This is a genomic window from Klebsiella sp. CD33 (assembly GCF_051992865.1).
Taxonomy (GTDB): Bacteria; Pseudomonadota; Gammaproteobacteria; order Enterobacterales; family Enterobacteriaceae; genus Klebsiella; species Klebsiella pneumoniae.
In genome coordinates this window covers 1715274-1739958 of sequence record NZ_CP197023.1, presented here as the reverse complement: position 1 = coordinate 1739958, position 24685 = coordinate 1715274, and the positions used below count along the sequence as shown (strand labels likewise).

At 60.7% G+C, this 24685-nt stretch carries 17 protein-coding genes; 11 read left to right on the top strand and 6 right to left on the bottom strand.

Annotated elements, in window-relative coordinates:
- The first annotated feature begins 15 nt into the window (after positions 1-15).
- The gene (locus tag ACR809_RS08610; protein ID WP_009483956.1) at positions 16-627 is read left to right on the top strand and encodes a helix-turn-helix transcriptional regulator; all 612 of its coding nucleotides are present in this window, start codon (positions 16-18) and stop codon (positions 625-627) included.
- 273 nt (positions 628-900) lie between these two features.
- Here ACR809_RS08610 and ACR809_RS08605 read toward each other — a convergent pair whose 3' ends face one another.
- Complete coding sequence (locus ACR809_RS08605) at positions 901-2175, bottom strand: dicarboxylate/amino acid:cation symporter (protein ID WP_004149053.1); 1275 nt, start codon at positions 2173-2175, stop codon at positions 901-903.
- 300 nt (positions 2176-2475) lie between these two features.
- On the opposite strand from ACR809_RS08605, the gene ACR809_RS08600 reads away from it, so the two are divergent.
- The 8 genes from ACR809_RS08600 (at position 2476) to yegS (ending at position 16344) form a co-directional block, all read left to right on the top strand.
- Entirely contained in the window at positions 2476-3714 is a 1239-nt protein-coding gene (locus ACR809_RS08600) for an MdtA/MuxA family multidrug efflux RND transporter periplasmic adaptor subunit (protein ID WP_122051188.1), read from the top strand.
- Positions 3714-6836, top strand: a complete 3123-nt coding sequence (locus ACR809_RS08595; RefSeq protein WP_004149055.1) for an MdtB/MuxB family multidrug efflux RND transporter permease subunit — start codon at positions 3714-3716, stop codon at positions 6834-6836. Before ACR809_RS08600 ends, ACR809_RS08595 begins: the two co-directional genes overlap by 1 nt.
- Positions 6837-9914 carry a multidrug efflux RND transporter permease subunit MdtC gene (gene mdtC / locus ACR809_RS08590; RefSeq protein ID WP_002912617.1) on the top strand — a complete coding sequence of 1026 codons (3078 nt, stop codon included), beginning with the start codon at positions 6837-6839 and terminating at the stop codon, positions 9912-9914.
- Position 9915: 1 nt separating this feature from the next.
- Complete coding sequence (locus ACR809_RS08585) at positions 9916-11331, top strand: MFS transporter (RefSeq protein ID WP_004151136.1); 1416 nt, start codon at positions 9916-9918, stop codon at positions 11329-11331.
- On the top strand, positions 11328-12806 hold the full coding sequence (baeS, locus tag ACR809_RS08580; protein ID WP_122051187.1) for a two-component system sensor histidine kinase BaeS: 1479 nt from the start codon (positions 11328-11330) through the stop codon (positions 12804-12806). The genes ACR809_RS08585 and baeS overlap by 4 nt, the downstream gene beginning before the upstream one ends.
- Positions 12803-13525 carry a two-component system response regulator BaeR gene (baeR, locus tag ACR809_RS08575; RefSeq protein ID WP_004175198.1) on the top strand — a complete coding sequence of 241 codons (723 nt, stop codon included), beginning with the start codon at positions 12803-12805 and terminating at the stop codon, positions 13523-13525. Before baeS ends, baeR begins: the two co-directional genes overlap by 4 nt.
- A gap of 318 nt (positions 13526-13843) precedes the next feature.
- The gene (trhP, locus tag ACR809_RS08570; protein WP_004144192.1) at positions 13844-15205 is read left to right on the top strand and encodes a prephenate-dependent tRNA uridine(34) hydroxylase TrhP; all 1362 of its coding nucleotides are present in this window, start codon (positions 13844-13846) and stop codon (positions 15203-15205) included.
- Between the two features lie 242 nt (positions 15206-15447).
- Positions 15448-16344: a lipid kinase YegS gene (gene yegS / locus ACR809_RS08565; protein WP_004151134.1), complete on the top strand. Its 897-nt coding sequence runs from the start codon at positions 15448-15450 to the stop codon at positions 16342-16344.
- Positions 16345-16608: 264 nt separating this feature from the next.
- Here yegS and ACR809_RS08560 read toward each other — a convergent pair whose 3' ends face one another.
- The 4 genes from ACR809_RS08560 to dalD all read right to left on the bottom strand — a co-directional run bounded on the left by ACR809_RS08560 (position 16609) and on the right by dalD (position 21508).
- The gene (locus ACR809_RS08560) at positions 16609-17271 is read right to left on the bottom strand and encodes an HAD family hydrolase (protein ID WP_019725366.1); all 663 of its coding nucleotides are present in this window, start codon (positions 17269-17271) and stop codon (positions 16609-16611) included.
- 48 nt (positions 17272-17319) lie between these two features.
- Entirely contained in the window at positions 17320-18597 is a 1278-nt protein-coding gene (dalT, locus tag ACR809_RS08555) for a D-arabinitol transporter (protein WP_004175125.1), read from the bottom strand.
- Positions 18598-18667: 70 nt separating this feature from the next.
- Positions 18668-20131 carry a xylulokinase gene (gene xylB / locus ACR809_RS08550; RefSeq protein ID WP_101862828.1) on the bottom strand — a complete coding sequence of 488 codons (1464 nt, stop codon included), beginning with the start codon at positions 20129-20131 and terminating at the stop codon, positions 18668-18670.
- A 9-nt stretch (positions 20132-20140) separates the two neighbouring features.
- Positions 20141-21508, bottom strand: a complete 1368-nt coding sequence (dalD, locus tag ACR809_RS08545; RefSeq protein ID WP_122051186.1) for a D-arabinitol 4-dehydrogenase — start codon at positions 21506-21508, stop codon at positions 20141-20143.
- Between the two features lie 206 nt (positions 21509-21714).
- Here dalD and ACR809_RS08540 point away from each other — a divergent pair, with 206 nt between their 5' ends.
- A complete protein-coding gene (locus ACR809_RS08540; protein ID WP_122051185.1) occupies positions 21715-22656 on the top strand; it encodes a sugar-binding transcriptional regulator in 942 nt (313 codons plus the stop codon).
- A gap of 22 nt (positions 22657-22678) precedes the next feature.
- On the opposite strand, the gene ACR809_RS08535 is transcribed toward ACR809_RS08540, so the two are convergent.
- Complete coding sequence (locus tag ACR809_RS08535) at positions 22679-23680, bottom strand: LacI family DNA-binding transcriptional regulator (protein ID WP_004180590.1); 1002 nt, start codon at positions 23678-23680, stop codon at positions 22679-22681.
- A 254-nt stretch (positions 23681-23934) separates the two neighbouring features.
- On the opposite strand from ACR809_RS08535, the gene ACR809_RS08530 reads away from it, so the two are divergent.
- Complete coding sequence (locus ACR809_RS08530) at positions 23935-24684, top strand: SDR family oxidoreductase (protein ID WP_004180592.1); 750 nt, start codon at positions 23935-23937, stop codon at positions 24682-24684.
- Position 24685: the final 1 nt, after the last annotated feature.

The window sequence follows — 24685 nt, the reverse complement described above, 5'->3', positions numbered from 1 at the left end:
TAAGGAAATAACGCCATGAGAAACATTAATGTCACCATCAACACCCGCAACGCCTTTGTCCGTGAATCGCTGGTAGCCATGGTCAATGACCTCACCCGGGGCGATCTGCGGGCGCGTTTTTCCTGGCGTAACACCGATCTGTCAGCTGAAGATATCATTATCTGCGAAGTGATCCCCGGGGAAATATACCTGTGTAATACCCTGATTAAGAACAGAAAAAGAGGAAGCTCGCTGATTATCCTCCATAGCTATGACCAGCTGCCGGAAGATGAGTTCATGATTAACTGCCTGAAAGGGGTCATTTTTGTTTCGCTAAAAACGGCCAGTATTCCGCAATTGCTGACGATCATTAAAAGCGAGCTCCAGCATTGTATGACCCCCACGGCTACCGACGCCGCAGGCCGGGAACTCAGCTGCGCCAGCTGTCCGCATCGCGTGTTATCGCGATCGCAGACCGCCGTAGTGCACGGTATTCTCGAAGGGCTGGATATGAGTAAAATCGCCGCCCTGCAGCGTGTGAGTCCCCGCACCGCCGCCTATCATAAGAATAAGATCATGGAAAAATACAGCCTGAATAATAATCATGAATTTTTCCAGTTTATGAATCTTTTACGAGAGCGCTGGTAGGCAAACAGCAGCACAAAAAAATAAGATATTGACCTGGCTATATTGTCGGAAATCCGAAAATAGCCGCAGGATGCTAAAAAATATCCAGCGCTGGCGGACATAACGTTAAACTCTGACGCTTCCTCGGTATAAAGACGTTACCGCCCGTCTTTATATAATAAAAAACACGCTACACGAGGAAAACTGATACTTCGTCACATTGCCCCTGACGTGCCTGTCAGGGGTTCTTTTTTCCTTGTGGAATAACGCCCTCAGTGAAAGGGCGCGGCAGGATCAGGCTTCCGCTTTCTCCACTTCCCAGTCCGGCTGCGCTTCCTCGTCGGTCAGCAACCCTTCATTTTTCGACAGCATCGCGGTGGCGATGCCATTACCCAGCACGTTGATGGCGGAGCGCCCCATGTCGAGGAAATGGTCGATACCCATCAGCAGCAGGATCCCGGCGACCGGTATATTGAAGCTGGGGATCGTCGCCGCCAGCACCACCAGCGCCGAACGCGGCACCCCGGCGATACCTTTCGAGGCCAGCATCAGGGTCAGCATCATGACCGTAATCTCGCTAAAGCTCAGCGGCACGTTATAGGCCTGGGCGATAAACATCGCGGCGAAGGAGCAGTAGACCATCGAGCCAACGAGGTTGAACGAGTAGCCAATCGGCAGGACGAACGAGACGATATTGCGCGAGCAGCCAAACTTCACCAGTCGCTCAAGGGTCTTCGGATAGGCCGCTTCCGAGCTGCTGGTGGTAAAGGCCACCAGCACCGGATCTTTCAGCATGTTCAGCAGGCGGAAAACCTCTTTTTTCAGCACCATATAGCCGACGGCAATCAGCACCGCGCTGGTCAACAGCACCGCCAGGTAGTAGCCGCCGATGAACGAAGCATAGTTGAGCAGGATCCCCAGCCCCTGGGAGGCAATCACCGACGAGATGGCGGCGAAGATGGCCAGCGGCGCAACGTACATCACATAGCCCGTCACCTTCAGCATAATGTGCGACACCACGTTAAGGGCCGCCACCAGCGGAGCATTGAACTTCTCCCCCAGCGACGCGCCGGCGATGCCGAAGAACATCGAGAACACCACGATCTGCAGGATCTCGTTGTTGGCCATCGCCTCGGTGATGCTGGTGGGGATGGTATGCGACAGGAATCCTTTCAGGCTCATGCCGCTGACCGCCAGGCCGGTATCCACCGCCTCTTTCGGCACCGCCAGGTTTAACCCGGCGCCCGGGTGCTGGAAGGTGACGATCACCAGCCCGACGAGAATGGATAGTACTGAGGAGGTGATGAACCAGACCATCGCCTTGCCGCCTACCCGGCCGATGGTCGCCGTCTCGCCGAGGCGCATAATGCCGACCGTCAGGGTGCTGAACACCAACGGCGCGATGACCATTTTGATTAACCGCAGAAACAGATCGGTGAGCAGCGTAATATTGTCCGCCCAGGCGGAGACGGTGGTTGGCGTCGCGTAGGCATGGATAGCCGCGCCGGAGAGGATCCCCATCAGCATAAAAATGACGATGAAGAGCGTGAGTTTGTTTGCGTTTGCCACAGCAATGACCCCTGATTATTTAACACGTTGATTTTTAAGTGCATATTTTATTATTATGAGAATGCACTGATTTATTCACCGCATAAATCTAATTAAAGCCCCCGCGGATACAACTATTTTTTGCTTTTTTAAACTAAAAGTTGATATCACCCCGGATATCGGCCGCGGGAGCGCCCGGCGTCGCGGCGGTTATCCAGACATTTCTCAACCTTCTTTTCATAATTCCTCCATTTTTACGGCCCCTTCCCTCACTAAACTAGTATCATTCAGCGAAACGCTTCAGGATGAGACCGTAAACTAATGAAAGGCAGTAACATACGTCGTTGGGGCGCCGCGCTGGCGGTAGTGATTATCGCCGGGGCCGCCTACTGGTTCTGGCACGATCGCGGGACGAGCGGCAGCGGGGCTCCCGCCGCCGGGCATGGCCCGCAGGGGCCGGGCGGCGCACGCCATGGCCGCTTTGGCGCCGCGCTGGCGCCGGTGCAGGCGGCCACCGCCACCGAAGAAGCGGTCCCGCGCTATCTTACCGGGCTGGGTACGGTGACGGCGGCCAACACCGTCACCGTCCGCAGCCGGGTCGACGGCCAACTGCTGAGCCTTCACTTCCAGGAGGGTCAGCAGGTCAAAGCCGGCGACCTGCTGGCGCAGATCGACCCCAGCCAGTTTAAAGTCGCTCTCGCCCAGGCGCAGGGTCAGCTGGCGAAAGATCAGGCCACCCTCGCCAACGCCCGCCGCGATCTCGCTCGTTACCAGCAGCTGGTGAAGACCAACCTCGTCTCCCGCCAGGAGCTCGACACTCAGCAGTCGCTGGTGGTGGAATCCGCCGGCACGGTGAAAGCTGATGAAGCGGCCGTCGCCAGCGCCCAGCTGCAGCTCGACTGGACCCGCATTACCGCGCCAATTGACGGCCGCGTCGGCTTAAAGCAGGTCGATATCGGCAACCAGATCTCCAGCGGGGATACCACCGGGATCGTGGTCCTTACCCAGACGCACCCGATCGACGTGGTCTTTACCCTGCCGGAAAGCAGCATCGCCACGGTGGTGCAGGCGCAGAAAGCGGGCAAAGCGCTCAGCGTCGAAGCCTGGGATCGCACCAATAAGCAGAAAATCAGCGTCGGCGAGCTGCTGAGCCTCGATAACCAGATCGATGCGACCACCGGGACCATCAAGCTGAAGGCACGCTTTAGCAATCTGGACGACGCGCTGTTCCCCAATCAGTTCGTTAACGCCCGCCTGCTGGTGGACACCCAGCAGAACGCGGTGGTGATCCCTGCCGCCGCGCTGCAGATGGGCAACGAAGGGCATTTCGTATGGGTGCTGAACGATGAGAATAAGGTCAGCAAACACAGCGTGACGCCCGGCATCCAGGACAGCCAGAAAGTAGTCATCAGCGCCGGGCTTTCCGCCGGAGATCGCGTGGTCACCGACGGGATTGACCGCCTGACCGAGGGGGCGAAGGTGGAAGTTGTCACCGCCAGCAGCGGCGAGCAGGCGCAGCCCGCCCCGCGCCAGAGCGGTAAACACGGAGCGCGTTCCTGATGCAGGTGTTACCTCCAGGCCGCACCGGCGGCCCGTCCCGGCTGTTTATTATGCGTCCGGTGGCCACCACTCTGCTGATGGTGGCTATCCTGCTGGCCGGGATCATCGGCTACCGCTTTCTGCCGGTCTCCGCCCTGCCGGAGGTCGATTACCCGACCATTCAGGTAGTCACCCTCTATCCGGGCGCCAGCCCGGACGTGGTGACCTCCGCCATCACCGCCCCGCTGGAGCGCCAGTTCGGCCAGATGTCCGGCCTTAAGCAGATGTCGTCGCAAAGCTCCGGCGGCGCCTCGGTAGTCACGCTGCAGTTCCAGCTGACCCTGCCGCTGGACGTCGCCGAGCAGGAAGTGCAGGCGGCCATTAACGCCGCCACCAATCTGCTGCCGAGCGATCTGCCCAACCCGCCGGTCTACAGCAAGGTGAACCCGGCGGATCCGCCGATCATGACCCTCGCCGTCACCTCCTCCGCCATCCCGATGACCCAGGTTGAGGACATGGTGGAGACCCGGGTGGCGCAGAAGATCTCCCAGGTTTCCGGCGTCGGTCTGGTGACCCTCGCCGGCGGCCAGCGCCCGGCGGTGCGGGTGAAGCTTAACGCCCAGGCCATCGCCGCCCTCGGCCTGACCAGCGAAACCGTGCGCACCGCTATCACCAGCGCCAACGTTAACTCCGCGAAAGGCAGCCTCGACGGCCCGGCCCGCGCGGTGACGCTTTCCGCTAACGATCAGATGCAGTCCGCTGAGGATTATCGCCGGCTGATTATCGCTTATCAGAACGGGGCGCCGATCCGGCTCGGCGATGTCGCCAGCGTCGAACAAGGGGCCGAAAACAGCTGGCTCGGGGCATGGGCCAACCAGCAGCGGGCCATCGTGATGAACGTCCAGCGCCAGCCGGGGGCCAACATCATCGACACCGCCGACAGCATTCGCCAGATGCTGCCGCAGCTCACCGAGAGCCTGCCGAAATCGGTGAAGGTGCAGGTCCTCTCCGACCGGACCACCAACATCCGCGCCTCGGTGCGCGACACCCAGTTTGAGCTGATGCTGGCCATCGCCTTGGTGGTGATGATCATCTATCTGTTCCTGCGCAACGTGCCGGCGACCATTATTCCCGGCGTCGCGGTGCCGCTATCGCTGGTGGGCACTTTCGCGGTGATGGTGTTCCTCGACTTCTCGATCAACAACCTGACGCTGATGGCCCTGACCATCGCCACCGGCTTCGTGGTGGATGACGCCATCGTGGTGATCGAGAACATCTCGCGCTATATCGAAAAAGGCGAGAAGCCGCTGGCCGCCGCGCTGAAGGGCGCGGGGGAGATCGGCTTCACCATCATCTCCCTCACCTTCTCGCTGATCGCGGTGTTGATCCCGCTGCTGTTTATGGGCGATATCGTCGGCCGCCTGTTCCGCGAATTCGCCGTCACCCTTGCCGTCGCTATTCTTATATCGGCGGTGGTCTCCCTGACCCTGACGCCGATGATGTGCGCCCGTATGCTAAGCCACGAATCGCTGCGTAAGCAGAACCGATTCTCGCGAGCCAGCGAGCGTTTCTTCGAACGGGTGATCGCCGTCTACGGCCGCTGGCTGAGCCGGGTGCTGAATCATCCGTGGCTGACGCTCGGCGTCGCCCTGAGCACCCTGGCGCTGTCGATTATCCTGTGGGTCTTTATCCCGAAAGGCTTTTTCCCGATCCAGGATAACGGCATTATCCAGGGTACCCTCCAGGCGCCGCAGTCGGTCTCCTTCGCCAGCATGGCCGAGCGCCAGCGGCAGGTGGCCAGCATTATCCTTAAGGATCCGGCGGTGGAGAGTCTGACCTCCTTCGTCGGCGTCGACGGCACCAACCCGGCGCTGAACAGCGCCCGCCTGCAGATCAACCTCAAGCCGCTGGACGAACGCGACGACCGTGTCCAGACGGTGATTAGCCGTCTGCAGCAGGCGGTGGACGGCGTCCCCGGCGTGGCGCTCTACCTGCAGCCGACCCAGGACCTGACCATCGACACCACGGTGAGCCGCACCCAGTATCAATTCACCCTGCAGGCAAACTCCCTCGAGGCGCTGAGCACCTGGGTGCCGCCGCTGCTCAGCCGCCTGCAGGCCCAGCCGCAGCTGGCCGACGTCAGCAGCGACTGGCAGGACAAAGGCCTGGCCGCCTATATCAAGGTGGATCGCGACAGCGCCAGCCGCCTCGGCATCTCAATGGCCGATGTCGATAACGCGCTGTACAACGCCTTCGGCCAGCGGCTGATCTCCACTATTTACACTCAGGCGAATCAGTATCGCGTGGTGCTCGAACAGGATACCGAGGCGACGCCGGGCCTGGCGGCGCTGGAGAATATCCGCCTCACCAGCAGCGACGGCGGCATCGTGCCGTTGACCGCCATCGCCACGGTGGAGCAGCGCTTTACCCCACTGTCGGTGAACCACCTCGATCAGTTCCCGGTGACCACCATCTCGTTTAACGTCCCGGACAACTACTCGCTGGGCGAAGCGGTGGAGGCGATCCTCGCCGCCGAACAGTCGCTGGATTTCCCGACCGATATTCGCACCCAGTTCCAGGGCAGCTCGCTGGCCTTCCAGTCGGCGCTCGGCAGCACCGTCTGGCTGGTGGTCGCCGCGGTGGTGGCGATGTATATCGTGCTGGGGGTGCTGTACGAGAGCTTTATCCATCCGATCACGATTCTCTCCACCCTGCCCACCGCCGGGGTCGGGGCGCTGCTGGCGCTGTGGCTGGCGGGCAGCGAGCTGGACGTGATCGCCATCATCGGCATCATTCTGCTGATCGGCATCGTGAAGAAGAACGCCATCATGATGATCGACTTCGCGCTGGCCGCTGAGCGCGAGCAGGGCATGCCGCCGCGAGAGGCGATCTACCAGGCCTGTCTGCTGCGTTTTCGGCCGATCCTGATGACCACCCTCGCCGCCCTGCTCGGCGCCCTGCCGCTGATGCTGAGCACCGGCGTCGGCGCCGAGCTGCGGCGTCCGCTGGGGATCGGCATGGTCGGCGGTCTGATGCTCAGCCAGGTGCTGACCCTGTTCACCACCCCGGTGATCTATCTGCTGTTCGACCGCCTGTCGCTGCACCTGAAGCGCCGCTTCCCGCGTCAGGAAGAGGAGGCGTAAGTGAAGTTTTTCGCCCTCTTCATTTACCGCCCGGTGGCGACGATCCTCATCTCGCTGGCCATCACCCTGTGCGGCATTCTCGGCTTCCGGCTGCTGCCGGTAGCCCCGCTGCCGCAGGTGGACTTCCCGGTGATCATGGTTAGCGCCTCGCTGCCGGGAGCCTCGCCGGAGACCATGGCCTCGTCGGTGGCCACCCCACTGGAGCGCTCCCTGGGGCGGATTGCCGGGGTCAATGAGATGACCTCCTCCAGCTCGCTCGGCAGCACCCGCATCATTCTCGAGTTTAACTTCGACCGCGATATCAACGGCGCGGCGCGCGACGTTCAGGCGGCGATCAACGCCGCGCAAAGCCTGCTGCCGAGCGGAATGCCCAGCCGGCCGACCTATCGCAAAGCCAATCCGTCGGATGCGCCGATCATGATCCTGACGCTGACCTCGGACACCTACTCCCAGGGTGAGCTGTATGATTTCGCCTCCACCCAGCTGGCGCAGACCATCGCGCAGATCGACGGCGTGGGCGATGTCGACGTCGGCGGCAGCTCCCTGCCGGCGGTGCGCGTCGACCTCAACCCGCAGGCGCTGTTCAACCAGGGCGTGTCGCTGGACGCGGTGCGCACCGCCATCAGCGACGCCAACGTGCGCAAACCGCAGGGGGCGCTGGAGGACAGCGCGCACCGCTGGCAGGTGCAGACCAACGATGAGCTGAAGACCGCCGCCGACTATCAGCCGCTGATCGTCCACTATCAAAATGGCGCCGCGGTGCGGCTGGGGGATGTCGCCACCGTCTCGGATTCGGTGCAGGACGTACGCAACGCCGGGATGACCAACGCCAAACCGGCGATCCTGCTGATGATCCGCAAACTGCCGGAAGCCAATATTATCCAGACGGTGGACAGCATCCGCGCCCGCCTGCCGGAGCTGCAGCAGACCATTCCGGCGGCTATCGACCTGCAGATCGCCCAGGACCGCTCGCCGACCATCCGCGCCTCGCTGGAGGAGGTGGAGCAGACGCTGGTGATTTCGGTGGCGCTGGTGATCCTCGTGGTGTTCCTGTTCCTGCGCTCGGGGCGCGCCACGCTGATCCCGGCCGTCGCCGTCCCGGTATCCTTAATCGGCACCTTCGCCGCGATGTATTTGTGCGGCTTCAGCCTCAATAACCTGTCGCTGATGGCCCTGACCATCGCCACCGGCTTCGTGGTGGATGACGCTATCGTGGTGCTGGAGAATATCTCCCGCCATCTGGAAGCGGGGATGAAACCGCTGCAGGCGGCGCTGCAGGGGAGCCGCGAGGTCGGCTTTACCGTGCTGTCGATGAGCCTGTCGCTGGTGGCGGTGTTCCTGCCGCTGCTGCTGATGGGCGGCCTGCCCGGCCGCCTGCTGCGCGAGTTCGCCGTCACCCTGTCGGTGGCGATCGGCATCTCGCTGGCGGTCTCCCTCACCCTGACGCCGATGATGTGCGGCTGGCTGCTGAAAAGCGGCAAGCCCCACCAGCCGACGCGCAACCGCGGCTTTGGCCGCCTGCTGGTGGCCGTGCAGGGCGGCTATGGTAAATCGTTAAAATGGGTGCTGAAGCACAGCCGGCTGACCGGCCTGGTGGTGCTGGGCACCATCGCCCTCAGCGTTTGGCTCTACATTTCGATCCCGAAAACCTTCTTCCCGGAACAGGACACCGGGGTGCTGATGGGCGGCATTCAGGCCGACCAGAGCATCTCCTTCCAGGCGATGCGCGGCAAGCTGCAGGACTTTATGAAGATCATTCGCGAAGATCCGGCGGTGGATAACGTCACCGGCTTTACCGGCGGCTCGCGGGTCAACAGCGGGATGATGTTTATCACCCTCAAGCCGCGCGACCAGCGCCACGAGACGGCGCAGCAGGTGATCGACCGGCTGCGCAAAAAGCTGGCCAACGAGCCCGGGGCCAACCTGTTCCTGATGGCGGTGCAGGATATCCGCGTCGGCGGCCGGCAGTCGAACGCCAGCTATCAGTACACCCTGCTGTCCGACGACCTGTCGGCGCTGCGCGAGTGGGAGCCGAAGATCCGCAAAGCGCTGGCGGCGCTGCCGGAGCTGGCGGACGTCAACTCCGATCAGCAGGACAATGGCGCCGAAATGGACCTGGTCTATGACCGGGATACCATGTCGCGCCTCGGCATCAGCGTCCAGGACGCCAACAACCTGCTGAACAACGCCTTTGGCCAGCGGCAGATCTCTACCATCTACCAGCCGCTCAACCAGTATAAGGTGGTGATGGAAGTGGATCCGGCCTACACCCAGGACGTCAGCGCCCTGGATAAGATGTTCGTCATTAACAGCGACGGCAAGCCGATCCCGCTGGCCTACTTCGCCAAATGGCAGCCGGCCAATGCCCCGTTGTCGGTGAACCACCAGGGGCTGTCGGCGGCATCCACTATCTCCTTTAACCTGCCCACCGGCCGCTCGCTGTCGGAAGCCAGCGAGGCCATTGACCGCGCGATGACCCAGCTCGGGGTGCCGTCGAGCGTGCGCGGCTCCTTTGCCGGTACCGCTCAGGTGTTCCAGCAGACCATGAACGCGCAGGTGATCCTGATCCTCGCGGCTATCGCCACGGTCTATATCGTGCTGGGGGTGCTATATGAGAGCTATGTGCATCCGTTGACCATCCTCTCGACGCTGCCCTCCGCCGGGGTGGGCGCTCTGCTGGCGCTGGAGATCTTCGATGCCCCGTTCAGCCTAATCGCCCTGATTGGGATTATGTTATTAATTGGCATCGTTAAGAAAAACGCCATCATGATGGTTGATTTTGCCCTGGAGGCGCAGCGCAACGGCAACCTGACGCCGGAAGAGGCGATTTTCCAGGCCTGCCTGCTGCGTTTCCGGCCGATTATGATGACCACCCTCGCCGCGCTGTTCGGCGCCCTGCCGCTGGTGCTCTCCGGGGGCGATGGCTCTGAGCTGCGCCAGCCGCTGGGGATCACCATCGTCGGCGGTCTGGTGATGAGCCAGCTGTTAACGCTCTACACCACGCCGGTGGTCTATCTTTTCTTTGACCGTCTGCGGCTGCGTTTTTCGCGTCACTCCTCTCAACCGGTAAGCGAATAACATGACAGACCTCCCGGCCAGCGTGCGCTGGCAGCTATGGATAGTGGCGTTCGGCTTCTTTATGCAGTCGCTGGACACCACCATCGTTAACACCGCCCTCCCCTCGATGGCCAAAAGCCTCGGGGAGAGTCCGCTGCATATGCATATGATTATCGTCTCCTATGTGTTAACGGTGGCGGTGATGCTGCCGGCCAGCGGCTGGCTGGCCGACCGGGTCGGGGTGCGCAATATCTTCTTCACCGCCATCGTGCTGTTTACCGCCGGATCGCTGTTTTGCGCCCAGGCCAGCACCCTCGACCAGCTGGTGATGGCGCGGGTGCTGCAGGGGGTCGGCGGCGCGATGATGGTGCCGGTCGGCCGCCTGACGGTGATGAAGATCGTCCCGCGCGATCAGTATATGGCGGCGATGACCTTCGTTACCCTGCCGGGCCAGGTCGGCCCGCTGCTCGGCCCGGCGCTGGGCGGGGTGCTGGTGGAGTACGCCTCCTGGCACTGGATCTTCCTCATCAATATCCCGGTGGGGATCGTCGGCGCTATCGCCACCCTCTGTCTGATGCCCAACTACACCATGCAGACCCGGCGCTTCGATCTCTCCGGCTTTCTGCTGCTGGCTGCCGGGATGGCGACCCTGACCCTGGCGCTCGACGGCCAGAAAGGGCTCGGCATTTCCCCTGCCTGGCTGGCGGGGCTGGTGGCCGTCGGCCTCTGCGCCCTGCTGCTCTACCTGTGGCACGCCCGCGGCAACGCCCGGGCGCTGTTTAGCCTTAACCTGTTTCGCAACCGCACTTTCTCTCTCGGCCTCGGCGGCAGCTTCGCCGGACGCATCGGCAGCGGCATGCTGCCGTTTATGACCCCGGTGTTTCTGCAGATCGGCCTCGGCTTCTCCCCCTTTCACGCCGGGCTGATGATGATCCCGATGGTGCTCGGCAGCATGGGCATGAAGCGGATCGTGGTCCAGGTGGTCAACCGCTTTGGCTACCGTCGGGTGCTGGTCGCCAGCACCCTGGGCCTGGCGGCGGTCAGCCTGCTGTTTATGTTTAGCGCCCTGGCCGGCTGGTATTACGCGCTGCCGCTGGTCCTGTTTCTGCAGGGGATGATCAACGCCAGCCGCTTCTCCTCAATGAATACCCTGACGCTGAAAGATCTCCCGGACGATCTGGCCAGCAGCGGCAACAGCCTGCTGTCGATGGTGATGCAGCTGTCGATGAGTATCGGCGTGACCATCGCCGGGCTGCTGCTGGGACTGTATGGCCAGCAGCATATGAGTCTCGACGCCGCCAGCACCCATCAGGTCTTTCTCTACACCTATCTGAGCATGGCGGCGATCATCGCCCTGCCGGCGCTCATCTTTTCCCGGGTACCGGATGACGTCGGCAGCAATACCGTCCTCCGTCGACGCAACAGGAGTGGATCGTGAAATTTTGGCGCCCGGGTATTACCGGCAAGCTGTTCCTCGCTATATTCGCCACCTGCATCGTGCTGCTGATCAGCATGCACTGGGCGGTGCGCATTAGTTTTGAACGCGGGTTTATCGACTATATCAAGCGCGGCAATGAGCAGCGCTTAACCATGCTCAGCGACGCGCTGAGCGAGCAGTATGCCCAGCATGGCAGCTGGGCGTTTCTGCGCAACAATGACCGCTTTATCTTCCAGCTGCTGCGCACCTTCGAACGGGATAACGACGACCGCTCGCCGCCGGGGCACGCCATGAAGCCGGACGCCGCCCCGGACGGGCCGCCGCCGGATGGCCCCCCTGACGGCCCGCGCCCGAGGCCGGAAATGCCGCCCCACGGCTGGCGCACCATGTTCTGGGTGGTGGATCAGTCGGGGCGCGTGCTGGTGGGGCCGCGTGAGCGCGTCCCGGAGGACGGCACCCAGCGCAGCATCGTGGTCAACGGCGCGGAGGTGGGCAAAGTGATCGCCTCGCCGGTAGAGCGGCTGACGCGCAATACCGACATTAACTTCGACCGGCAGCAAAAGCGCACCAGCTGGCTGATCGTCGCCCTTGCCACCCTGCTTGCCGCGCTGGCCACTTTCCCGTTGGCCCGCGGTCTGCTGGCGCCGGTGAAGCGGCTGGTGGAAGGCACCCATAAGCTGGCGGCGGGCGACTTTTCCACCCGCGTGACGGTGACCGGCGGCGATGAGCTCGGCCGCCTGGCGCAGGATTTTAACCAGCTCGCCAGCACCCTGGAGCGCAACCAGCAGATGCGTCGCGATCTGATGGCCGATATCTCCCATGAGCTGCGTACCCCGCTGGCGGTGCTGCGCGGCGAGCTGGAGGCGATTCAGGACGGGGTCCGGCGCTTTACCCCCGAGTCGATTCCTTCTCTGCAGGCCGAGGTGGCTACCCTCACCAAGCTGGTGGACGACCTCCATCAGCTGTCGATGTCCGACGAGGGGGCGCTGGCCTACCAGAAAACCTCACTGGATATCATCACCCTGCTGGAAGTGGCGGCGGGCGCTTTTCGCGAGCGCTTCGCCAGCCGGCAGCTAAGCATTCAGGTGTCGCTCCCGGAGCAGGCGATGATCTTCGGCGACCGCGACCGCCTGATGCAGCTCTTCAACAATCTGCTGGAGAACAGCCTGCGCTATACCGACAGCGGCGGCAGCCTGCACATTACCGCCCGCCCCAGCGGTCGCATGCTGGTGATTGACTTCGCCGACAGCGCCCCCGGCGTCAGCGATGAGCAGCTGGCCCGCCTGTGCGAACGCTTTTACCGGGCGGAAGGATCGCGCAACCGCGCCAGCGGCGGCTCCGGCCTCGGGCTGGCGATTTGCCTCAATATCGTAGCGGCCCACGGCGGCACCCTGCGTGCCGACCATTCGCCTTTTGGCGGGGTTAGCATTAAAGTTGAGTTACCTCTGGAACATGATTTACCGAGAGACGTATGACTGAATTGCCTGTAGATGAAAACACCCCACGCATCCTTATCGTGGAAGATGAACCGAAGCTCGGCCAACTGCTGATTGATTATCTGCAGGCCGCCGGCTATGCGCCTGCGTTGATTAACCACGGCGACAAGGTCCTGCCCTACGTCCGCCAGACGCCGCCGCACCTGATCCTGCTGGATCTGATGCTGCCCGGTACCGACGGTCTGACGCTGTGCCGGGAAATTCGCCGCTTCTCCGATGTTCCGGTGGTGATGGTGACGGCGAAAATCGAAGAGATCGACCGTTTGCTGGGGCTGGAAATAGGCGCCGACGACTATATCTGCAAGCCCTACAGCCCGCGGGAAGTGGTCGCCCGGGTAAAAACCATCCTCCGCCGCTGCAAACCGCAGCGCGATCTGCAGGCGCTGGACGCCCAGAGCCCGCTGATTGTCGACGAAGGTCGTTTTCAGGCCTCCTGGCGCGACAAGCTGCTGGACCTCACTCCCGCCGAGTTCCGGCTGCTGAAAACCCTCTCCCAGGAGCCGGGCAAAGTGTTCTCCCGCGAACAGCTACTCAACCATCTGTATGACGATTATCGGGTAGTCACCGATCGCACCATCGACAGCCACATCAAGAACCTGCGGCGCAAGCTGGAGGCGCTGGACGCCGAGCAGTCGTTTATCCGCGCGGTGTATGGCGTTGGCTACCGCTGGGAAGCGGACGCCTGCCGGCTGGCGTAGTTAGCCTTTTCCCGGCTCGCGCTGCGCTTCGCCGGGCTACACGTTCACCGCCATCTGCAATCCGTAGCCCGGGTAAGGCGTTTACGCCGCAACCCGGGAAACTCCATAGAGCCTATCCCACCAGACGTTATTAACGCTGTCAGTGTGAGTACTGCCCAGGTTCAAAATGGCAAACAAATTAGCCATACTGAAAGATACCTATCTGATATTTACTCCCCTTCGCCGCGGCGCTACAATGCCCGCCCTTAATGTGGGGACACTCCCCAACTCGCCGCACCAGGTGCGGCGAATCTGACCTGTCATCAGAACGAGAACACCATGTTTAAACCAGAACTCCTCTCCCCGGCGGGAACGCTGAAGAATATGCGTTACGCTTTCGCCTATGGCGCCGATGCCGTTTATGCCGGCCAGCCGCGCTACTCGCTGCGCGTGCGTAACAACGAATTCAATCACGAAAATCTGCAGCTCGGCATCAATGAAGCCCACGCGCTGGGTAAAAAATTCTATGTGGTGGTCAACATCGCCCCGCATAACGCCAAGCTGAAAACGTTTATTCGCGATCTGAAGCCGGTGGTGGAGATGGGTCCGGACGCGCTGATCATGTCCGATCCGGGTTTAATCATGCTGGTGCGGGAACACTTCCCGGAGATGCCGATCCATCTTTCAGTGCAGGCCAACGCCGTCAACTGGGCGACGGTCAAATTCTGGCAGCAGATGGGGCTGACCCGCGTGATCCTGTCGCGTGAACTGTCGCTGGATGAAATCGAAGAGATTCGCCGCCAGGTGCCGGAGATGGAGATCGAGATTTTCGTCCACGGCGCGCTGTGCATGGCCTACTCCGGCCGCTGCCTGCTCTCCGGGTATATCAACAAGCGCGACCCGAACCAGGGGACCTGCACCAACGCCTGCCGCTGGGAATACAACGTGGCGGAAGGCAAAGAGGACGACGTCGGCAACATCGTCCACAAATATGAGCCGATCCCGGTGCAGACCGTGGAGCCAACCCTCGGCATCGGCGCGCCGACCGATAAAGTCTTTATGATTGAGGAAGCCAAACGTCCGGGCGAGTACATGACCGCCTTTGAGGACGAGCACGGCACCTACATCATGAACTCGAAAGATCTGCGGGCTATCGCCCACGTTGAGCGTCTGACCCAGATGGGCGTTCACTCGCTGAAGATCGAAGGCCGCACCAAATCCTTCTACTACTGCGCGCGCACCGCTCAGGTTTACCGCAAGGCGATCGACGATGCCGCCGCCGGCAAACCGTTCGATACCAGCCTGCTGGAGACCCTGGAGGGGCTGGCCCACCGCGGGTACACCGAAGGCTTCCTGCGCCGCCATACCCATGACGATTATCAGAACTACGAGTACGGCTACTCCGTCTCCGAGCGCCAGCAGTTTGTCGGCGAATTCACCGGAGAGCGTAACGGCCCGCTGGCGGCCGTGGCGGTCAAAAATAAGTTCAGCGTCGGCGACAGCCTTGAGCTGATGACCCCGCAGGGTAACGTCAACTTCACCCTTGAGCATATGGAGAATGGTAAAGGCGAAACCATGCCGGTGGCCCCGGGCGATGGCTATACCGTCTGGTTGCCTGTGCCGGACGACCTGCCCCTGCAGTATGCCCTGCTGATGCGCAACTTTACTGGTCAAACAACCAGAAATCCGCACGGTAACTAGTTAATTTGCGTTATTTTTTCACGATGTAAGGATATTAGAATCGGATCACATACCGTTTCGATCGAAACAGGTATCATCCATTTCGCTGAAAAACATAACCCATAAATGCTAGTTGTACCAGGAACCACCTCCTTAGCCTGCGTAATCTCCCTTACGCGGGCTTATTTTTTTGCCTCTCCTCCGGTCTTCGCTTTCGTCATGCGGTACACTTTATGCAACATTGAGCAATAAAGGTTCCCTTGATGATGTCTACGTTTCCTGCCAGCTTACTGATCCTTAACGGCAAAGGTGCCAATGAACCGCAGCTACGCGAAGCGGTTAACCTGTTACGCGATGAAGGGATTGATATTCACGTCCGCGTGACCTGGGAAAAGGGCGATGCCGCTCGGTTTATCGATGAAGCCCTGCAGCTGAACGTTGAAACGGTGATCGCCGGCGGTGGCGATGGCACCATTAATGAAGTGGCGACCGCGCTGGTGGAGCGCGGCGGCAAGATGGCGCTGGGGATTTTACCGCTGGGCACGGCTAACGACTTTGCCACCAGCGTCGGTATTCCGCAGGACCTGGCCAGCGCCCTCAAGCTGGCGATCGTCGGCCGCGATGTGCCGATAGATATCGCCCGGGTGAATGATAAAACCGGCTTTATTAATATGGCGACCGGCGGGTTCGGCACCCGGATCACCACCGAAACGCCGGAAAAACTCAAGGCCGCGCTCGGCGGTGTCTCTTATTTAATCCACGGTCTGATGCGCATGGATACCCTGAAGCCGGACCGCTGCGAGATCCGCGGGGAGAACTTTCACTGGCAGGGCGATGCGCTGGTCATCGGCATCGGCAACGGCCGCCAGGCCGGCGGCGGCCAGCAGCTGTGCCCGGAGGCGTTGATTAACGATGGTCTGCTGCATCTGCGCATTTTCACCGGCGAAGAGCTGATCCCTGCCCTGTTCAGCACCCTGGCGAATCCGGAAAACTCGCCGAATATTGTTGACGGTGTCTCCTCGTGGTTTGAAATAACCGCGCCCCATGAGATGACGTTTAACCTCGACGGCGAGCCGCTCAGCGGCAAAACCTTCCGTATGGAGCTGTTACCGGCGGCCCTGCGCTGCCGGCTGCCGCCCGACTGCCCGCTGCTACGCTGAGGCGGACAGGGGCACACTGCCCGGCGGCGCTGCGCTGGCCGGGCCTACGGTTCGCAGATCTCATGCCGCGCGGATAAGCGCCGCGCCATCCGGGGAAGTCAACCCAGGCCGGGTCAGGCGGCAGCCGCCACCCGGCAAAAAAACCGGTTTGGCGCCCCCCTGAACCTTTCCCGCGGATTAAGGCTATCAATGGGGCGTGAGCGCAGAGAAGAGATTAACCGACCAGCTACATCCCGGGAATGTCTGCGCCCACAAATGGCTGACTTATACCACCGCCGCTGGCTCCGCGCTAAGCGCTTCCAGCAGTTCAGGTAAGGTTTGATAGCGGCCAGCGGCGGCCTGAAAACGCGCGTGCTGGCTATCTTCTGCAATCACTATCGTGGCAATCCCCGCCGACTGGGCCGCGCAAAAGCCGGTAAAGCTATCCTCAATCACCAGACACTGGCTGGCGTTGAGATTGAGCTTCCGCAGCGTCGTGAGGTACACCGCCGGGTGCGGTTTGCCGCGTGGTTCATCATCCGCGCTGGAGATCGCGTCAAAAAAGTGCCAGAGCGAAAGCTTGTTCAGCACAGCGGCAATAACCTGACGAGATGATGACGTGGCGAGCGCAATCTTATAACCCGCTTCGCGAAAATAGCGTAACGCCTCCTGCACCCCGCGCATCGGTTCGCCTTTCGCGGCAATCAGGCGGGTGATGCGCTGCAGGATGGCGTCTTCAAGCCGCTGCGGAGCGAGATCAAGCTGAAAATAGCGGCACCAGGTGCCGGCAATGTCGTCGAGGCGCTTGCCCTTGGTCAGGGTTTCACATTCAGCAACGCTCGCCGTTGCCCCCCACTGCGCGAGGGCGTCAATCTGCGCCTGACGCCACAGCGCCTCGGAATCAATAATCACGCCATCCATGTCAAAAATAACCGCCTGCATACTCATTCGTTCACCTCATTAAGGCTGGCATGAAGCGCATGCCAGCCGCAGTACCTATGAGAATTCAACCTGCTCGCGGGCGGTTGCTTCCTTGTGGGAGAACCCCGGCTGCTCCACGCGGATAAAGGCGCAGAGGAAAAAGGCCACCACGTACAATCCGGTATAGGCGATCACCACCCCGATGGTGCTGAAGAACGGCAGCAGCACCACGGCAATCGCCGGTGCGAGAAAGTTCGACATCCCCGCCGACAGGTTATAGACCGAAATGGCCGCACCTTTATGCTTCGGCTCCAGCGCCGGGAACACGGCCGCCAGCGGCACGAAGGCGGCGACAAAGATCCCGAGGGCGATGGCGGGGATCAGCGCCATCGCAAAGCTATGGCCAAAGTGCTGAGGAATGTAGTAAAACGCCAGGCTGGAGAGCGCCATCCCGATGCAGCCGAACCAGCGCACCACCTTCATCCAGCCCAGTTTTTCCCCGAGGATCCCCCACAGCACGTTAGAGAAAATGGTGGTGAAGAAGAAGACTGCCCATACCTGGAGCCATTCTGAAGTGCTGAAGCCCAGCTCATCGACAAACATCATCGGCATAATCACCGCAAAACCGAACAGCGAGAGGGTATTGATAATCCTCACCATGCTCGACAGCAGAATATTGCGGTTGGTATAGAGCAGCGTCGCGGCGCGTCCCAGCTCGGAAAACTTCTCACGGGTGGTGAGATTCTGCATATGCTGCGGCGTTTGAATATGGCGCAGGGAAACCAGGGCAATCACGCCCCCGGTAAGGCAGAAGGCCAGCGCCAGCCACAGGGTGCCCATTTCGCCAATGTGCGGAATGGTAAAGCTCGGAATATAGCTGCCGAAGACCCCGATGCCGATGGAATACACCGCCCAGAACCAGCCGATGGCCGAGCTGGCGTTGTCGCTTTTGACGTTATGGACAATCGCCACGATAAACGAGTAGAGGAACAGCGGATAGGCGAAGCCGCGGATGCCGTAGAAAAGCAGGATCAGCGCATAGTTGGCGTGACCGAGGCCGAAAACGAGGAACAGCACGTGGAATACGCACCACAGCACGAAGCCAATCATCATCGTTTTCAGCGGGGTGATAATTTCCGCCACCACGCCGGAAATCCACGCCGACAGCGCGGCGGCCAGGCCGTAGAGGGTAAAGGCAAAGGAGGCCTCCGCCGGAGAGAAGCCGAGCGCTTTGATATAGTGCGACAGAAAGGCTAATTCAAAACCGTCGCCGGTCATAAATACGGCAATGGCGATGTATCCCCAGAGCAGGTTCAGGGGTAAACCGAGCCACTGTTTATTATTGATAGACATAATGACCTCGTTTTCAGGGTACAGGGTGGCCGCTCCGCGACGTGCAACGAAGCGGCGGTTATGATGAAAATCAGTGCTGCCGATATTTAAGATCGTTTAAATACAGGGCTTTAAACTGCGCGTAGCGTTTCATCAGGGTGTGGTGGCGAACAGGATCCGCACGCCAGGTCTGCCAGACTTCCGGTTTTTCACACACCGCGGCAATGGGTTTGCCCGCCGCCAGGCAGGCCAGCCGCGCCGCGCCCAGCGCGCCGCCGGTCTCTCCGCCTTTGTGGGTCACCACCGGCATAGCGAGAATATCGGCCAGCAGCTGGGCCCAGAACGGGCTGCGGGCGCCCCCGCCCACCAGCGAGCACTGCGCGATCGGCGTCCCGCTCTCTTTCAATGCCTGCAGGCCGTCGTTGATCCCAAAGCTCACCCCCTCCAGCACCGCGTAGCCGAGCTGCGCGCGCAGGCTGGCGTGGGTCATGCCCCAGAAGATGCCGCGGGCGTCAGGATCGTTATGCGGGGTTCGTTCCCCGGAGAGATAGGGCAGGAAGAACGGCGCGTTGGCTTTATCCTCCTCGCTTAGCTCGGCAATCTCCGCCAGCAGCGCCACCTCCGTGGTGCCGGTCAGACGGCAGAACCACTGCAAACAGCTGGCGGCGCTCAGCATGACGCTCATCTGGTGCCACAGGTTCGGCAGCACGTGACAAAACGCATGTACCGCCGACTGCGGCGCCGGACGATAGGCATCGGTCACCACAAACAGCACCCCGGAGGTGCCGAGCGAAATAAACGCATCCCCCGGCGAGACCGCGCCGACGCCAATGGCGCTGACCGCGTTATCCCCCCCGCCCCCGGCCACCACCACCGAGGCGTTCAGCCCCCAGCGGGCAGCCACCTGCGGGTCAAGGGTGGCGGAAATCTCGCAGCCTTCGACCAGCGTCGGCATTTGGCTACGCGACAGGCCGCACTTGTCCAGCAGAGCGTCGGACCAGTCGCGCTTCGCCACGTCCAGCCACAGCGTCCCGGCGGCGTCCGACATATCGGAGACTTTCTTCCCGGTCATCCGGTAGCGCAGATAATCCTTCGGCAACAGCACCGTGGCGGTGCGCTGAAAGTGCTGCGGCTCATGACGGCGCACCCACAACAGCTTCGGCGCGGTAAAGCCCGGCATCGCCAGGTTGCCCGCCACCTGATGCAGCTCCGGCGCCATCGCCTCCAGCTCGGCGCACTCTGCGGCGCAGCGGGTGTCGTTCCACAGAATGGCCGGACGGATCGCCTCCCCCTCTGCATCCAGCAACACCGCGCCGTGCATCTGCCCGGAGAGGCCAATCGCCTTAATGGCCGGCCAATGCTGGGCGCATTTTTCCCGTAGCGTGGCCATCAGGTACTCCGTCGCCTCCCACCATAGCTCCGGCGCTTGTTCTGACCAGTGCGGATGAGGCCGCTGAATACTCAGCGGCGCGCTATGGCTGGCGATAACCTCATGGTTCTCATCAATGACCAGCGCTTTGACTTCCGATGTGCCGAGATCGATACCCAGATACATAGTCACCTCTTAGTTAATCAGCGTGTAAACGGCGGCGACTTTCTCGCGCATCAGCGCCAGGAAATCCGCGTTGTTGGTGAGATCACCAAACAGGGCTTTATCGCGCGCGTAGACAGCCACCGGATCCTGAGCCTCGAACATCTCATGCACCGCCTGCGCATCCAGGATGCCGTCCTGGTACTGATATGGCAGAGTTCCCTTGTGCCACTGCTCCATAAAGACGAAGAACAGCGCCGGCAGCATGGCGGTCGCTTCCGGGCGGACGCCGCGCTGGTAGCACTCCTGCAAGGTTGGCGCGATCATCGCCGGAATTTTCGAGAAACCGTCGGCGGCGACGCGCTGGTTGGTGTCCTGGATATAGGGGTTGGTAAAGCGCTTAAGCACCACATCCCGGTAGGTCGGCAGATCAATACCGTTATCGCCGAGACACGGAATAACGTCCTCCGTGACGTAGCGGTCGGCAATGGCGTAGATAACATCGGTCAGCGTGCTTTCATGAATATACTGCTGGCCGATTAAGGTTCCCGCCCAGGCAATGCAGCTGTGCGACGAGTTCAAAATACGGATTTTCGCCTCTTCATACGGGATGACCGACTCCACCATCTCCACGCCGACCGCCTCCAGATTCGGGCGGGCATCGCGGAAGTTGTTCTCCACTACCCACTGGATAAAGGTCTCCCCCATCACCGGCGCTTTGTCATCAATTCCGGTTTGCGCTTTGATGCGGGCCGGCAGATCGGCCGCCGGACGCGGGGTGATGCGGTCCACCATGGTGTTCGGACAGGTGGTATTGGCCGCCATCCAGTCAATCACCGCCTGTTTGCCGGTGAGCTGCAGGAACTCGACCATACCGTCGTGGAAACGCTCGCCGTTATGACGCACGTTATCGCAGTTGAGCAGGGTCAGCGGCCCGGCGTTGTCGGCCATGCGCTTTTCCAGGATCCGCGCGAGGGTGCCGTAAATGGTTTTGCACTCGCCTTGCAGGTCGGCCTGCAGATCGGGGTTGCTGGTTTCCAGCCGATGGCGAGTGTTCAGGTAGTACCCCCCTTCCGTCACAGTAAAGGCGATAACTTTGGTCTGCGGGTTTGCCCCTTCGTTAATCAGCGGCTGTAGCCCGGCCTGCCACGGCAGCAGTTTCTGGATTGAGGTGATCTCTTCATATTCGCGCTCCCCTTCCGGGCTGACGGTCTCGAGGACGTAACGTCCTCCCTGCGCCGCCAGCGCCTGTACCACCTGCTCGGCGTCGTTGCGAATATTCCCCGCCGCGATGCGCCAGCGATTATCCCCGGAAGCAATCAGACGATGCAGATACCACGCCTGATGCGCGCGATGAAAAGAACCCAGACCGATATGAAGCCATGTGAATTGATTATTCATGTTCTGCTCTCCTTGAGTTGATGGCGCCACTGTAATTGATCATTTGACCGAAATAAGAGCGATAGATCACAAAAGAGCAATTACCCAATTAAATTACAAATGACCAGTAAAGAGCAAAAGCTTGCCAGTTATGCCAACCACGGCGAGAATGCGGGTATTCGCCGGGCCAACTGCGTGCCCTGGCCAGCAACTTAGGGCGGGAAAACATGAGTAAAGAAGACGATATCCGGTTGGATCAGAAGGTGCGTGCCGCATGGATGTACTACATCGCCGGCCAGAATCAGAGCGAGATTGCCAGCCAGCTGGGCACCTCCAGACCGGTGGTGCAACGGCTGATCGCCGCCGCGAAAGAAGAAGGGATTGTGTCGATTAATCTGCACCATCCGGTAGCGAACTGCCTCGATTATGCGCAGTTGCTGCAGAAAAAATACCGCTTGATCGAGTGCAATGTGGTCCCCGCCTTTAGCGAAGAAAGCACCCTCGACAGTGTGTCATTTGGCTGCTATCAGCTGATGGCTCGCTATCTGCAGGATGATAAAGAGAAAATTATCGGTCTGGGCTCGGGCCTGACCCTGAAAAAAGCGCTGCAGCGCATCGATTTTGACAGCCTGAATACCCGCTGCGTGGCGCTGATCAGCGCCATGAACGCCGACGGGCAGTGCAATTATTACGATGACGTGCCCCTGCTGCTGACCCGCAAAATTAAGGCCAAGTACTATCAGTGGCCGGCGCCGCGCTACGCCCAAAGCGCGGATGAGTATGAAATGTGGTGCACCAATCGCTTATTCCGCAGCGTCTCCGGCGTCGCCCGCGAGGCGGACGTGATTTTTGTCGGTATTGGTCCGCTGGGCACGCAAAGTCCGATCTTTAAAGACGGCTTTATCAATCAGGCGCAGATGGATGAGCTGACCGCCCGCGGCGGCATTGGGGAGATCCTCGGGCGGTTTATTGATGCGCAAGGCGACGTGGTAGACAGCGAGATCAACCGCATGATCACCAGCTATGATATCCGCCAGAGCCACTGCCCGCGGATTGCCGCTGCCTGTGGAGAACATAAACGACCGGCGATCCTGGCCGCCCTTAAAGGCGGCTGGATCAATGGCCTGGTGACCGATGAGCATACCGCCCGCTGGCTGCTGACGCGGTAACGTTTAACAGCCAGACAGCGACTCAGCTGCTGCTCATCAGTCGCGGGGGAATTTCAATCCGCTGCTGGCTGGCTTCGCCGGCGTCAATAATCGAAAAAACAGCGTCCAGCATCGCCGGCACGTCCTGCTGCACCATGTCGATATCGTGCCCCAGCAGATAGACAAACGGATCCCAGTCGAAGCAGCCCATCGGCGGCTGCTCGCTGCCGGTTAGCCCCACCTGCGACAGCCAGCGCACAACCCCTTCCAGGGATATCGTCGAGTTAACAAATATCCCCTGCAACAACGTCTTCGCGCTGCCAAACCGCTCCTGCAGGCAGTCCTCAACGTGGCCTTTCGAATAGCCGGGGGCCAGAATATTCGCCTGCGGCACGCTAAGCCCCAGCTCGCGATGCGCATCGTGGAAGCCGCGTAAACGCTCGCTGGTGTTATGGTCGCTGCTGCGCCCGCCGATAAAGGTCAGCGGCGCCAGCTCTCCGCGGCGGCGGGCGCTATTAGCCAGGATCTTATGAGTCAACGCTTTCGCGCCGCCGTAGTTATCCGAAATCACCGACGGCGAGAGAGAGCCCGGCAGGTCGAGATTGACCGTTGGCACGCCCGCCTGCTGGCATAGCGCGGAAATTTTATCCGGATTGGTCGCCCCGGTCGCGACCACCCAGTCAACCTGCCAGGAGAGCATCGCCTTTACCGCTTCGATCTCCAGTTCCGGACGCCGGCGCGTACAGGTGATAATCGGCAGCAGGCCGCGCTCGCGGGCCATCTCCTCAAAGCGTTCGGCGATGGAACCGAAGTAGCGGTTATCATATTTGGGGATAATCATACCGATGACGTGTGATTTTTTACTGCGCAGCATGCTGGCCTGACGGTTAATCGCATAGCCCTGCTCCTCGGCAATCCGCGTCACCTTTTCCGCAAGCTTGGCGCTGATGCGGCGCTTTTTCCAGTTACCGTTGAGGATAGCGCTCACCGCGCTCGCCGAAACGCCGGAAAGTTCCGCCAGGTCGTAAATCGTTATCTTCTTCATTTTTCCAACTTGCGTCACAAAATCATGTCGCTGTTAATTTCCCCACTTGCTCAATCGATGAAGCGAGAGCAACATAGCTTCATCGATTGAGCATCCTTTTCACGCCAGGAAGTACGCGCGCATACCGCCTCAACATGCCAGCAAGCCTGAATTAAGATGCTGATATTCAATATGTTACCAGTTTTAGTCTATCACCTCGAACGTGATGCCCTCGCGTTCGATAGTTTTAACCAGACACGGCAAAGGATTATAAAATGAACCACTCTGTCTCCTCTATGAATACTTCCCTCAGCGGTAAAGTCGCCGCGATCACCGGCGCGGCGTCCGGTATCGGCCTCGAGTGCGCGAGGACCCTGCTGGGAGCTGGCGCAAAAGTGGTACTGATCGACCGCGAAGGCGAAAAGCTCAACAAACTGGTCGCCGAACTTGGCGAAAACGCCTTCGCCCTGCAGGTCGACCTGATGCAGGCGGACCAGGTCGATAACCTACTGCAGGGCATTTTGCAGCTTACCGGGCGTCTCGATATCTTCCACGCCAACGCCGGCGCCTATATCGGCGGGCCGGTGGCCGAGGGCGACCCGGACGTCTGGGACCGCGTGCTGCACCTTAATATCAACGCCGCCTTCCGCTGCGTGCGCAGCGTCCTGCCGCATCTGATCGCGCAAAAATCCGGGGATATTATCTTCACCAGCTCGATCGCGGGCGTGGTGCCGGTGATCTGGGAGCCTGTCTATACCGCGTCGAAATTCGCGGTACAGGCATTTGTGCACACCACTCGTCGCCAGGTGGCGCAGTATGGCGTGCGCGTCGGCGCCGTACTGCCGGGCCCGGTGGTTACCGCTCTGCTGGACGACTGGCCAAAAGCCAAAATGGACGAAGCGCTGGCCAACGGCAGCCTGATGCAGCCGATTGAAGTGGCGGAGTCGGTGCTGTTTATGGTGACGCGTTCGAAAAACGTCACCGTGCGCGACATTGTGATCCTGCCGAACAGCGTGGATCTCTGAC

Excerpts from the sequence above, each read along its gene's own strand:
- ACR809_RS08610 (WP_009483956.1), top strand. The coding sequence starts at position 16 with ATGAGAAACATTAATGTCACCATCAACACCCGCAACGCCTTTGTCCGT.
- ACR809_RS08600 (WP_122051188.1), top strand. The coding sequence starts at position 2,476 with ATGAAAGGCAGTAACATACGTCGTTGGGGCGCCGCGCTGGCGGTAGTG.
- ACR809_RS08595 (WP_004149055.1), top strand. The coding sequence starts at position 3,714 with ATGCAGGTGTTACCTCCAGGCCGCACCGGCGGCCCGTCCCGGCTGTTT.
- ACR809_RS08585 (WP_004151136.1), top strand. The coding sequence starts at position 9,916 with ATGACAGACCTCCCGGCCAGCGTGCGCTGGCAGCTATGGATAGTGGCG.
- baeR (WP_004175198.1), top strand. The coding sequence starts at position 12,803 with ATGACTGAATTGCCTGTAGATGAAAACACCCCACGCATCCTTATCGTG.
- trhP (WP_004144192.1), top strand. The coding sequence starts at position 13,844 with ATGTTTAAACCAGAACTCCTCTCCCCGGCGGGAACGCTGAAGAATATG.
- yegS (WP_004151134.1), top strand. The coding sequence starts at position 15,448 with ATGATGTCTACGTTTCCTGCCAGCTTACTGATCCTTAACGGCAAAGGT.
- ACR809_RS08560 (WP_019725366.1), bottom strand. The coding sequence starts at position 17,271 with ATGAGTATGCAGGCGGTTATTTTTGACATGGATGGCGTGATTATTGAT.
- dalT (WP_004175125.1), bottom strand. The coding sequence starts at position 18,597 with ATGTCTATCAATAATAAACAGTGGCTCGGTTTACCCCTGAACCTGCTC.
- xylB (WP_101862828.1), bottom strand. The coding sequence starts at position 20,131 with ATGTATCTGGGTATCGATCTCGGCACATCGGAAGTCAAAGCGCTGGTC.
- dalD (WP_122051186.1), bottom strand. The coding sequence starts at position 21,508 with ATGAATAATCAATTCACATGGCTTCATATCGGTCTGGGTTCTTTTCAT.
- ACR809_RS08540 (WP_122051185.1), top strand. The coding sequence starts at position 21,715 with ATGAGTAAAGAAGACGATATCCGGTTGGATCAGAAGGTGCGTGCCGCA.
- ACR809_RS08535 (WP_004180590.1), bottom strand. The coding sequence starts at position 23,680 with ATGAAGAAGATAACGATTTACGACCTGGCGGAACTTTCCGGCGTTTCG.
- ACR809_RS08530 (WP_004180592.1), top strand. The coding sequence starts at position 23,935 with ATGAACCACTCTGTCTCCTCTATGAATACTTCCCTCAGCGGTAAAGTC.